At 28.2% G+C, this 12,986-nt stretch carries 10 protein-coding genes and 1 CRISPR repeat array; all 10 genes read left to right on the top strand.

Features of this window, described 5'->3' with window-relative positions; translation table 11 throughout:
• Positions 1-45: 45 nt before the first annotated feature.
• The 10 genes from GOQ29_RS02075 to cas2 all read left to right on the top strand — a co-directional run bounded on the left by GOQ29_RS02075 (position 46) and on the right by cas2 (position 10,078).
• On the top strand, positions 46-333 hold the full coding sequence (locus GOQ29_RS02075; protein WP_203370945.1) for a DUF454 family protein: 288 nt from the start codon (positions 46-48) through the stop codon (positions 331-333).
• 102 nt (positions 334-435) lie between these two features.
• Positions 436-1,635: a MalY/PatB family protein gene (locus GOQ29_RS02070; RefSeq protein ID WP_203370943.1), complete on the top strand. Its 1,200-nt coding sequence runs from the start codon at positions 436-438 to the stop codon at positions 1,633-1,635.
• 274 nt (positions 1,636-1,909) lie between these two features.
• A complete protein-coding gene (gene cas6, locus GOQ29_RS02065; protein WP_203370941.1) occupies positions 1,910-2,635 on the top strand; it encodes a CRISPR-associated endoribonuclease Cas6 in 726 nt (241 codons plus the stop codon).
• Between the two features lie 11 nt (positions 2,636-2,646).
• Positions 2,647-4,317: a type I-B CRISPR-associated protein Cas8b1/Cst1 gene (gene cas8a1, locus GOQ29_RS02060; RefSeq protein WP_203370939.1), complete on the top strand. Its 1,671-nt coding sequence runs from the start codon at positions 2,647-2,649 to the stop codon at positions 4,315-4,317.
• Positions 4,310-5,188 (top strand): type I-B CRISPR-associated protein Cas7/Cst2/DevR, encoded by an 879-nt coding sequence (cas7i, locus tag GOQ29_RS02055; protein ID WP_484477049.1) that lies wholly within the window; start codon positions 4,310-4,312, stop codon positions 5,186-5,188. Before cas8a1 ends, cas7i begins: the two co-directional genes overlap by 8 nt.
• Entirely contained in the window at positions 5,178-5,939 is a 762-nt protein-coding gene (gene cas5b / locus GOQ29_RS02050; protein WP_203370935.1) for a type I-B CRISPR-associated protein Cas5b, read from the top strand. The genes cas7i and cas5b overlap by 11 nt, the downstream gene beginning before the upstream one ends.
• Before the next feature lie 7 nt (positions 5,940-5,946).
• The gene (gene cas3, locus GOQ29_RS02045; RefSeq protein ID WP_484477048.1) at positions 5,947-8,217 is read left to right on the top strand and encodes a CRISPR-associated helicase Cas3'; all 2,271 of its coding nucleotides are present in this window, start codon (positions 5,947-5,949) and stop codon (positions 8,215-8,217) included.
• Positions 8,218-8,231: 14 nt separating this feature from the next.
• On the top strand, positions 8,232-8,723 hold the full coding sequence (cas4, locus tag GOQ29_RS02040) for a CRISPR-associated protein Cas4 (RefSeq protein WP_203370931.1): 492 nt from the start codon (positions 8,232-8,234) through the stop codon (positions 8,721-8,723).
• Between the two features lie 11 nt (positions 8,724-8,734).
• Positions 8,735-9,664, top strand: a complete 930-nt coding sequence (cas1b, locus tag GOQ29_RS02035; RefSeq protein ID WP_350445956.1) for a type I-B CRISPR-associated endonuclease Cas1b — start codon at positions 8,735-8,737, stop codon at positions 9,662-9,664.
• Between the two features lie 135 nt (positions 9,665-9,799).
• A complete protein-coding gene (gene cas2, locus GOQ29_RS02030) occupies positions 9,800-10,078 on the top strand; it encodes a CRISPR-associated endonuclease Cas2 (protein ID WP_203370929.1) in 279 nt (92 codons plus the stop codon).
• A gap of 186 nt (positions 10,079-10,264) precedes the next feature.
• A CRISPR array of direct repeats spans positions 10,265-12,953; the repeat unit is 30 nt; unit sequence CTTTTAATAGAACCATAATGGAATGTAAAC.
• Positions 12,954-12,986 lie beyond the last annotated feature (33 nt).

Genomic DNA, 12,986 nt, shown 5'->3' with positions numbered 1-12,986 from the left:
TTTTGATAGAGAAGCCTTTAGTAGTTTAGAACCCCATTCCTTCAGGTGTGGGAGCAGTCAGTTTTATCTTTAACTTGTTTTATTAAGAGTAGTGATAAATTATATAGATCTATATTAACAAATAAATATCTTTCACCATATGTAGTTGATTATATAAACGGTAACGGTATACCTAAAAGAGCAATATTTTTGATTTGGCTTACAATAGGATTTTCTGTATTGTTCGTAATAGATAAAATTATTCTTCAAATAATGCTTTTAAGTATAGCTAGTATTGTTAGTATATATATTTGGACTAGAAGTTCATCTAAATCAGATAGAGAATTAGAATAGATATTATTAGTATAATGAAGGAAAAATATATTTTCTATAGAAATAGTAATAATAGAATAAGTAAAAGAAGTTTTAAAACACAATATGGGGAGTGGATTAATAATGAAAGATAAAATTTCTACAAAATATGATTTTGAAACAATTATTGATAGAAAAAATTCTGGTTCTGCAAGATGGGAGCAAATGAAAGAGTGGAATCCAAATGTATCAGATGGGATTATCCCATTTTCTGTTGCTGATATGGAGTTAAAAAATCCACCTGAAATAATAAAAGGACTTCAAGAATATATTGAATCTAATATTCTAGGCTATACTAAACCTACACAAAAGTATTATGATGCAGTATGTGGATGGATGAAAAGCATACATAATTGGGACATACAACCAGAATGGATCATTAACACTCCTGGAGTTGTCACAGCATTTTTTGTTGGAATAAAAACTTTTACCGAACCGGGAGATGGAGTCATTATAATGCCTCCAGTATATTATCCTTTTTATAATGGAATAAATTTGAATGATAGAAAAGTAGTGAAAAATTCCTTAATAGATACTGGAAAAACTTATGAAATAGATTATGAAGACTTAGAAAATAAGGCTAAAGATCCTAAAAACAAAGTATTATTATTCTGTAGTCCTCATAATCCAGCTGGAAGAGTTTGGAGAAAAGAAGAATTAGAAAGGGTAGCAGATATATGTCTTAGAAATGATGTATTTATTATATCAGATGAAATCCACAATGATCTTATCATGCCTGGAAATGAACATACTGTATTTGCTACTATTTCAGAGGAAGTGAAGAATAATGTGATAGTTTGTACAGCACCAAGTAAAACATTTAATTTAGCAGGTGTACAAAATTCAAATATTATTATACCTAATGAAGAAATTAGAGAAAGATATGAAAAAGTACTTCAATCAAGTGCAATTGGACTTGTAAATATGATGGGGTTAAAAGCCTGTGAGATAGCCTATACAGAATGTGAAGATTGGCTTGAAGAATTATTAGAATTAATACATCATAATCATTTAGAGTTGAAAAAGTATATTGAAGAAAACATTCCACAAATTAAAGTATATGATCTTGAAGGGACTTATTTACAATGGTTGGACTTTAAAGATCTTGGATTAAGTAATTATGAATTGAAAGAATTAATGCATAAAGAAGCAGAATTATTTTTTGACGAGGGATATATATTTGGAGAAGAAGGTAGTGGATTTGAAAGATGGAATATTGCTTGTCCAACTAAGGTAATGATTGATGGATTAGAGAGGTTGAAGAATATTATTGGAAAACTATAGAAAATATGTGGAGGTTAGATCGAGATCACTTTTATTAAAGTGGTCTTTCTTGCATTAGATATTAGTTTATTTATATAAAACAAAATTTAAGATATTTTAAATAATAATTAGTAAAAATAAAGAAGTTAATATTAAGTTATAGAACTTATAAATTAAAGAAAAATAAGTACAACTTATTATATAAAAATAATAATTAGCTGTACTGACAATAGGACAGCATAAGTTGTATAATATAATTTATAATAGCAGATTTAAAATAATAGGAGGTGAAAAAATGAGGTTTAATGTCGAATTAATTTTATCAAATGAAAACATACCGAAGGACAAAAATAGGATGATACTCTCTTTACTAAAGCATGTATATGAATCTTACGATGAAGATTATTATAAGTCTTTATACGAAGATGAAGAAAACAAAAAAAAGAGCTATACATTCTCTCTATATATGCCAAATTGTAAATTCACTAGAGAAGAGATTATAATTCCAGATAAAAAGATAGTTTGGAACTTCTCAACTGATGATATGAATGATGGAATTTTCTTTTATAATGCAGTACTAGCTAATAGGGGGAAAGCCTATAAAATTAAAAATAATTCTATAACTATTAATAGGGTAAATATGAATAAAGAAGAATTAATAACTACTGATTATGCTATTTATTCTACCATGTCCCCAATAGTTGTTAGAGAACATAGGGGGGATAATAAAAAGACTTGGTATTATTCCTTAAATGAAGAAAGAGGAAAAGAAATATTTAAAGAAAATCTTAAATATCAGCTATTAGATAATTTTGGTGAAAAAAGAATGTTAGATATTGAGGAAGTAGATTTCAAAGTATTAAATAATAAAGAAGTTAAAGTAAAGCACTATGGGATAGAAGTACTATCAAATATATGCAGAATAAAGGTACAAGCTAAGCCGTATATTTTAGACTATCTTTATAAATCAGGAGCGGGTTCTAGAAAAAATGCAGGATTCGGAATGCTAGATCTTGTATAGGGGGTGATAAATTGGGTGACAAAATACAGCTATATATGGAAGATTGGCTTTATAACAGTGGCTTAGTGGGATTCTATAATATCTTAAAGAATTCAGAAGATGATGTCGTGATAAATCAGAATTATTTGGAGTTTGATTCTGATTGCTTGATTGAAATTGAAAAAAAGTATTTTGACTATTTTATTAAGAAATATAAAGATATATTATCATTGAATAAAATAATTTCTTTTGAAGATTCCATATCATATCATGAGGAAAAGGGATTTGAAGAATTCGATAAAAAAAGTCTAGAGTATACGAATGAATATATATCTAAGGTGGTAAAGAAACAAGTAAAAAGTAATAGCTATAAATCAGCTTATAATTTGATAGGTTCTTCTGTTGATATCTTAGGATTAGAAAAAAAATTAAAAAAGATTAAATTGAATAAGAAACAAGAGATAAAAGATATACTACCTGAAATAGAGGAAAAGTTTAATTTATTGAAGCAGATAATTGAGTATATGAAATTAGAAGAATCTAAGAAATATATAGGCGCAAAAAATGTTATGTATACTGTAATTAATAATGGTTGGAATGGAGTTTGTTTCCTAAATCCACAAACTAAAGAAAAGGATATGTATATAGACTATAATAATTATTTTGTTCAACCTGTGATTGACTATTTACAAGAAGACGAATCTAAATATAAATTTAGTTGTTTTTCATGTGGTAGAAAAATGAATAACTTTTCAAATGATCTTAGTTTTTTAAACTCCACAGGATTTGATGTAAGTAGAAAATCATCCCACGTATGGGATTTTCAAAATGATGTAGCGGTTTGTCCTATTTGTAAGTTAATATACTCATGTGTACCAGCAGGAATTACATATTTCTATAATAAAGGAATATATGTAAATGATAATTCAAGTATGAAGAATGCTATCAATATAAACACTAAAATATATATGGGAATTTTCAAACAAAATAACGAGGGAAAAAGATTAACTTATAAAGCATTAGTTGAATCAATAAATGAGGAATATAATGATAAAATAAAGTATGAATTAGCAGATATACAGCTGGTTAGATATGAGGATGAAAAGTATAGATTTAATATATTGTCTAGAAAGTCCTTGGAAATAATAAAAGACTCAAAAAATGATTTGAATAAACTTGTTAACTGTGGATTTAGAGAAATCAATACTTATTTTAATGTGTATGAATTAGTTATAGACCGACTATTAAACAGTCAAAATATGTTTACATTGATTCAAAAGTTACTTCATTACAAATTATCTCAACCAAAAGATTGTTATTATAATTCATATCATATAATAAGACTGTTAAATATTAATACAAGTTTTTTAAGGAGGGTAGGTTACATGAAAGATTTGGATAAGGATAAAGATATAGTTGAATTAGGAAATAATGCAGGATATTATTTAAGAAGAGATTATGGAGATTCAGTAGATAAGTTAAGTGGCATATCTTATAGACTATTAAACTCATTGAAAACTAATAATGCAGATAGCTTCATGGATACTTTATTAAACTGTTATTTATATGTTAAGAAGCCTGTACCTAAGGTGTTCTTAGACACATTAAGAAGTGAGGAGAAGTTTAAAACTATTGGATATGCGTTTGTATCTGGACTAATTGATGAAAAAAAAGATAAGAACGGGGGTAATAATGATGAGTAAATTAAAACCAAAAGGATTGGCAATATCAATGATATTTGAAGCAGAAAGTGCAAATTATGGTGAGGGAGTAGGGAATGTAGCATCTTTAAAGAAATTAACTAGGGATAAAGGGGAGCAATATACTTATATTTCAAGACAAGCCATTAGATATAATATTGCTGATCAACTAGATGAAGAGAATGCACCTGTAAAGGCAGAGGGAAGTGGAGAGAAGAAGGTCGTTCAATTCTTGGATGAAGCGACTATAAGTGATTATCCAGAAATAGATTTTTTCGGATATCTTAAGACAGTAAAAGGAACAGGCGGTAAAAAAAGGTCAGCAAAAGTTAGGCTGTCTAATGCTGTATCCTTGGAGACCTTCAAAGGTGACTTAGATTTCCTAACAAATAAAGGATTGGCTGATAGAATTAATGAAAATATGAATATAGCTCAGTCTGAAATCCATAGGTCTTATTATAGATATACGATTGTTATGGATTTAGATCAAATAGGAATAGATAAAGTTTATTCTGTCGAACTTGATAGTAATGAAAAAGTAAGAAGGGTTAATAGGTTACTAGATACAATTGCATTCCTATATAGAGATATTAGGGGTAGAAGAGAAGACTTAAAGCCTCTATTTGCAATAGGTGGAGTTTATGATATAAAGAATCCTATATTTGAAAATGTATTAGATGTTAGAGATAATAGATTGGTAGTTGAACAAATAGAAGGAGTCATGTTTGATTCTATAAAAGAAGATACAAATTGTGGATTAATCGAAGGTAAATTTAATAATGACAATGAAATAAAAGATAGATTAAATACGTTAACTATGCCAGAATTTTTTGAAGATTTAAAAGTTAAGGTGAAGGATTACTATGAAGGATAATAAAAGAGCTGTTAGATTAAAATTATATCAAAATATGGTTAATTATAAGAAATCTACGAGTTTTCAACTCAAAGAGTCTTATCCATTACCTCCCTATTCAACAGTAATAGGGATGGTACATTCTCTTTGTGACTATAAAGAATATAAAGAAATGGATATAAGCATTCAAGGAAAATATCATTCTAAGGTAAATGATTTATATACTAGATATGAGTTTAAAAATGGCATGAGATATGATGAGAAAAGACATCAATTAAAAGTAGGTGACTATGGAGTAAGTAGGGGAATCTCTACAGTGGAATTGTTGACTGATGTAGAGCTATTGATTCATATTATTCCAGAAGATCAAAGTTTAATAGAAGAGATAGAAAATGCATTTATTTATCCTAGAGAATATCCATCTTTAGGTAGGAGAGAAGATTTAGTTACAATTGAAGAAGTAAAAGTAGTTGATATTTTAGAGAAAGAGCTACAGAAGGATATCGAGCTAGATGAAAGGTTTACAGCTTATATTCCATTAGATATGGTGGAAGAGTCTATTGTGATTGGAGGGGTTGATGGAATAAGTAGTCCTGGAACAAGATATAGGATTACGAAAGATTATGAACTTGTAAATTATGGTTCAGCTAAATCCCCTAAAATATTTAGAGCTTGGAATAACATTGACGTATTATATAGCTCAAAAATTACTGCAGTGGAAGAAGAAAGCATATTAAAAGATATGGATAATAATATCATATTTAAAGCTTAGAACAGGAGTGATAAGGTTGAATAATTATTTGGCTAAATCTAATCCAAGAGAGACAATTATAGATCATACTGAAAAATTAATAGATAATTATGATTTGTTAAAAAAAACATATCCTGATCTAGATGTAGATTGGGATATGTTGTATCTCTCATGTTTGTATCACGATTTAGGTAAGATGAATAGAAAATTTCAAGATAAAATAGAACGAATTAAGAAACATACAGATGAAATTCCACATGGAATATTGAGCTTATCATTTATCAATGCTAAAGATTTAAAAAAACAAGGTTATACAAAAGAAAGAATAAAGTTACTTGCACAAGCAATAGCATATCATCATGAAAGAGATTTTAAGTTTGATCAAGAAACATTAAATAGAGAAATAGAGTTATTGAGAGAAGAGGCTAATAATTTTAATTATGAGAGGTTAGATAATATATTAGTGAAAAAATTAAGTAAAAAATATTTTTCTATGGATCGAACTTATGAGGATGATTTAGGAGATTACGGGATAAATAATTTGTTTTTTAATTATATTATGATAAAAGGTTTGCTGAATCGATTAGATTATGCAGCTAGTGGAGGAATTGATGTAGAGAAGAAAAACGACTTCATGCTAAAAAGTTTGAATCAGAATCTTCTTGAAGGTTTCAGAGTAGATAATCCAGATGCTGATTGGAATAGTCTTCAGAAGTATATGGTGAAGAATAGAAATAATAATATTATTGTAGTAGCACAAACTGGAATGGGAAAGACAGAAGCTGGACTTTTGTGGATAGGAAATAATAAAGGTTTTTTCACACTTCCACTTAAAACCGCTATAAATGCCATGTATAAGAGAATAACAGAAAAAATAGTGATTGACGATTATCAGAATAAGGTTGGGCTTCTACATTCGGATATTAAGAAAGAATATTTAAGTAGAAAAGAAGAAATAGACTTTGATGAATATTATAATAAGACAAAACAACTTTCCTTACCTTTGACTGTATGTACAATGGATCAAATATTTGACTTTGTATATAGATATAGAGGGTTTGAACCCAAGCTTGCAACCTTAGCATATTCTAAAATTGTGATAGATGAGGTACAGATGTATGCTCCCGATCTATTAGCATATTTAGTTGTTGGACTATCCTATATAGATAAAATAGGTGGGAAGTTTGCCGTATTAACAGCAACTTTACCTCAGATATTTGTAGATTTACTAAGAAAAGAAGGGGTTGAATTTCTAAAACCTGAACCTTTTACCAATAAGAGAATAAGACACAGTATAAAGGTAAAACATGAAAAATTGAATTCTGAATTCGTTAAAGAAGTCTATAAGAATAATAAGATACTAGTTATATGTAATACTGTCAAGGAAGCACAAAGAATATATGATGAACTATCCGCAGATGAGAGCCTCTTAGAAAATATACGTCTATTTCATAGTGGATTTATAAAATCTGATAGGAAAATCAAAGAAGAGAAAATACTAGACTTTGGGAACAAAGATAATAAAGAATATGAAGGGATATGGATTACAACTCAAGTGGTAGAAGCTTCCTTAGACATTGATTTCGATATTCTTGTTACAGAACTTTCAGATTTAAATGGATTATTTCAAAGACTAGGAAGATGTTATAGAAGTAGAGATTGGGACAAAGAAGGTTATAATTGCTATGTATTTGACGGAGGGGACTATAAATGCAATGGAGTTGGTAACTTTATAGATGAACATATATTTAATCTTTCTAAAAATGCTTTAAAAAGTATTGATGGTGATATCACAGAAGATGAAAAAATCATGTTGATAGATAGTATTTATACTATTGAGAAGTTAAAAGGAACAGAGTACTATGAAAAAATAATGAATGCTATAGAATTTGTTAAGCTTATAGAATCTTATGAAAAATCAGCATCTGAAATAAAGAAAATATTTAGAAATATAGAATCTAAAACGGTAATACCTGAGCCTATATATGAAAAAAATAAGGAAGTTATAGAAGGATATATAGAGATTTTAAGTCAGGGATATGATAAGGACATGACTAAAAAAGAAAGGAAAGAACTAAAAGAAGAAAAGCTAGAGGCAAGAATTTATTTAGATAACTTCACCTTAAATATACCTTTATATAAAGCTGATAAAAATCTTTTGAAACGTATAAATATCAACAAATATGAATTTATAGAGATCTTTGAATGCGAATATAAAGAGGAAGTTGGAATAAGGTATAAATCGAAGGAAGAACGTAATGAGTCAAAATCCACAAATGCTGAAGATAGAATGTTTTAATTAAAGGTGATATTATGAAAAAAATAACGGGAGTGATGGTCTATTATTATGCAGTATGTAAAAGGAAACTCTGGTATTTTACAAACGATGTCAATATGGAACATAATAGTGAGTTAGTGGAAATCGGGAAATTTGTAGATGAAACCTCCTATAAAAGAGAGAAAAAATCTATATTAATAGATGAAATGATTAATATAGATTTTCTCAAAGACTGGAAAATAATACATGAAATAAAAAAATCCAGGAAATTGGATGAAGCAAGTAAATGGCAATTAAAATATTATATTTGGGTATTAAGAAATAATGGAGTAGAGATAGAAAAAGGTATATTGGATTACCCTTTATTGAGAAAAAGAGAAGAAATTTTTTTAGATGAATTTGAAGAAAGGGAATTAATAGAACTACTAGAAGAAATTAGGTCTATTATAAATATGGATCTACCTCCTGGGAGAATAAATAAGAAGTACTGTAAGAAATGTGCATATTACGAACTTTGCTATATATAGGGGGTTGCGATATGGGTGAAACTTTTTATATTTTGAGAGATGGAGATATAAGAAGAAAAGATAACAATGTTATAATGACAAGTTTAGAAGGAGAGATTAAGAACTTAAAGGCAGAAGTAGCAGATGAAATTTACATTTTTGGTGAAGTGAGCTTAAATACAAAATTGTTAAATTTTATATCTCAGAAAGGCATTATACTTCATATATTCAATTACTATGGGTTTTATAGTGGAAGCTATTGTCCAAGAGAAACCAGTATAAGTGGATATTTGTTAGTACAACAAGTAAGAGCTTACGATGATAGCGAAAAACGATTAAAGTTAGCCAAAGAAATATTAAAAGCTGCATCACATAATATTTATAGGAATCTAAGATATTATAATAGTAGGGGAATTGATTTAGAAATATCTATGAAGAATATCAATAGATTAATAAACAAATTAGATTATGGAGAATCAATCAATGAAATTATGGGAATAGAAGGAAATATTAGAAAGATATATTATTCCACATGGAATCATATTGTAAAAGAAGATATACATTTTACTAAGAGGGTAAAAAGACCTCCAGACAATATGGTTAATACTTTAATTTCTTTTATTAATAGTCTAATTTATACCACTACATTAAGTGAGATATATAAGACGCAGTTAAATCCGATAATCAGCTTTTTGCACCAACCAGGAACTAAAAGATTTTCACTATGTTTAGATATATCAGAAGTGTTTAAGCCGCTGATTGTAGATAGGATGATATTTTCTATGTTAAACAGACAGCAAATCACAAAAGACGAATTTGAAAAAGAATCTAATTTTTTATATTTAAAGGAATCCGGTAAGAAGAAAATCTTAATGGAATATGATAAAAGATTAGAAAATACAATTACACACAAAGAATTAGGTAGAGACGTATCATATAGGTATCTTATTAGGTTAGAATGAAGGACGATGATATTCTAAGGCAAACGGGAGTTGTAATCATATAGGTATCTTATTAGGTTAGAATGCTATAAGCTAATAAAAGATATAATAGGAGAAAAAGAATACTCTGGATTTAAGATATGGTGGTGATGTACTATGTATATTATCTTAATGTATGATATACTAGCAGATGAGAATGGATCAAGAATTTCAAGAAATGTCTTTAAAATATGTAAGAAGTATTTAACACATATACAAAAATCTGTATTTGAGGGTAATCTAACAGAGATAAATTATATGAAATTAAAAAGTGAGCTAGATACTTATATTAGAAAAGATAAAGATTCATTGTTGGTTTTTAAAAGTAGACATGAGAGATGGTTAGAAAAAGATTATTTAGGTGTAGTTGATGATAAAACATCAAATTTTTTTTGAATTACTCTCTGTCGATGTGTAATAGCGTAAAAACCATTGGACATTGACAATTAATGTTATTCAGTATATTTTGCTTAAATACATACTGGATAATTCAATAAAAATAATCTCGTGGAACTAGTCAAATTTCAAATAGACAGAAATATTGTATTGAAACAAGTATTTGCAATGATTACATAGAAACGCCTTTTAATAGAACCATAATGGAATGTAAACTTTTATCACCTTATCCGCTTCCTCTGCTTTTGTATAACTTTTAATAGAACCATAATGGAATGTAAACTTAACACCAAACTGGCCACGTCTTGCTATTCTATATACTTTTAATAGAACCATAATGGAATGTAAACAAATATTTATTTAAGCAAATTCTCTCGAACTGTGCACTTTTAATAGAACCATAATGGAATGTAAACTTACATCATCTAATAATGTAGCGAATACATGCTCACATCTTTTAATAGAACCATAATGGAATGTAAACATATTTGAGCTAGAAGTACTTCAACCGATAACTTTTGCTTTTAATAGAACCATAATGGAATGTAAACATCTAAGAAAACAAGAGCGAAAAGAAATTATTTTCGCCTTTTAATAGAACCATAATGGAATGTAAACCAAAGAATGAGTATGAAGAGAAGCTTCAAAATCAAGCTTTTAATAGAACCATAATGGAATGTAAACTTATCTTGTCGATTTGTTCATCTGTTAATCCTAGTGCTTTTAATAGAACCATAATGGAATGTAAACAAAGATAAAAATAATTTATTAAAAGAAATACTAGAAACTTTTAATAGAACCATAATGGAATGTAAACGTATATATCATAAGGATTCAAAGGGTATTTAATTCTACTTTTAATAGAACCATAATGGAATGTAAACAAAGAAGAAATAGAATAAAAAGGAGTGTTAATATGAACTTTTAATAGAACCATAATGGAATGTAAACGAAGGAGTAGCAGGAGGAATCGATAAGAATTCCAAACTTTTAATAGAACCATAATGGAATGTAAACGAATAATAACTTGCAGTATGTGTAAAAGAAAAATGACTTTTAATAGAACCATAATGGAATGTAAACTGCTTTTAAGGCTTCAATCAAACCTTCCTCCACTAACTTTTAATAGAACCATAATGGAATGTAAACTTTTCAATTCTTAAAGCCTTAGCAATGGAATTTATCACTTTTAATAGAACCATAATGGAATGTAAACAATTCCATATACAGATTATTAGCTTTTAGGTACTTACTTTTAATAGAACCATAATGGAATGTAAACGCACAAGATTATATGTTTAGTGATGCGATAATGTATACTTTTAATAGAACCATAATGGAATGTAAACGGCAATGTGGATTACAACAGGGTTTCTTATATAGCAACTTTTAATAGAACCATAATGGAATGTAAACAGATAATTGTGTTGGACTTGTCTTTAAAGTCTTTTAACTTTTAATAGAACCATAATGGAATGTAAACGAATAATAAAATACTAAAAAAACATAAGATAGATGCCTTTTAATAGAACCATAATGGAATGTAAACTTATATTCTACTACTACTCTATCATTCTTTATTTGAGCTTTTAATAGAACCATAATGGAATGTAAACATTTTTACTTTGTCTGGTATATTCAAATAACCACCTCTTTTAATAGAACCATAATGGAATGTAAACACTTCTAAAGTAGCTAAATTTTCATATGTTTTACCTACTTTTAATAGAACCATAATGGAATGTAAACTCAACTTCATATAAATTTACTATTTCCCCTGTTTCTCTTTTAATAGAACCATAATGGAATGTAAACACTATTCGCGATTATCGTTTACAAGGAATTATAACACCTTTTAATAGAACCATAATGGAATGTAAACAAGCTTGTATCTGCAAAAGCAAGTGGGCTTGCTGACTTTTAATAGAACCATAATGGAATGTAAACTTCTAAAAGTTTTTTTGATAAGTCGAATATAAATAACTTTTAATAGAACCATAATGGAATGTAAACATTTTTTATTTATAGGAGGATAGAGGGAATATCTCACTTTTAATAGAACCATAATGGAATGTAAACTCTATAGATAGATTGAATCCTAGTTCTTTTAGATCGCTTTTAATAGAACCATAATGGAATGTAAACATTATTGTATGTTGGTCTGTTCTCTGTCCAGTTTCCCTTTTAATAGAACCATAATGGAATGTAAACGGTGCACTTATAGTTAATGCAAAAACGGAAGCTAAGCTTTTAATAGAACCATAATGGAATGTAAACTTATAATAATAATCCCTTGATTTATTATAAAGCTCACTTTTAATAGAACCATAATGGAATGTAAACGTATGATACAGTGACGCCACTATCAAGTATAAAATCTCTTTTAATAGAACCATAATGGAATGTAAACTTTTTTGAATCACAAGTTTTTCATTTTGAATTACATGCTTTTAATAGAACCATAATGGAATGTAAACATTTTCAGCAACAGTTGTGTCTGTTAATTCATCAACTTTTAATAGAACCATAATGGAATGTAAACTAATACCCCCTCCATTTTTGTATTGTTATATGTATTACTTTTAATAGAACCATAATGGAATGTAAACTTGTTTCCAGGTGATGAAAACTTAAAAGCTTTACCTCCCTTTTAATAGAACCATAATGGAATGTAAACTATTTACAAACCAAGTTGTAAAGCAAACTAAGGAGCTTTTAATAGAACCATAATGGAATGTAAACGCAAATACACATTGTCTTTTTAAGTATGAGCTTCTTCTTTTAATAGAACCATAATGGAATGTAAACAGAGAAAATGAGTTTGGTGAAATAGAGAATGAACTACCTTTTAATAGAACCATAATGGAATGTAAACCTATATATTAACATAGCAGAAATAAAAAAGGGC

The organism is Anaeromonas gelatinilytica (genome assembly GCF_016820635.1).
Lineage (GTDB): Bacteria > Bacillota > Clostridia > Tissierellales > SIT17 > Anaeromonas > Anaeromonas gelatinilytica.
Note: the sequence above shows the minus strand (reverse complement) of the source record. Positions and strands in the feature narration are given on the sequence as shown.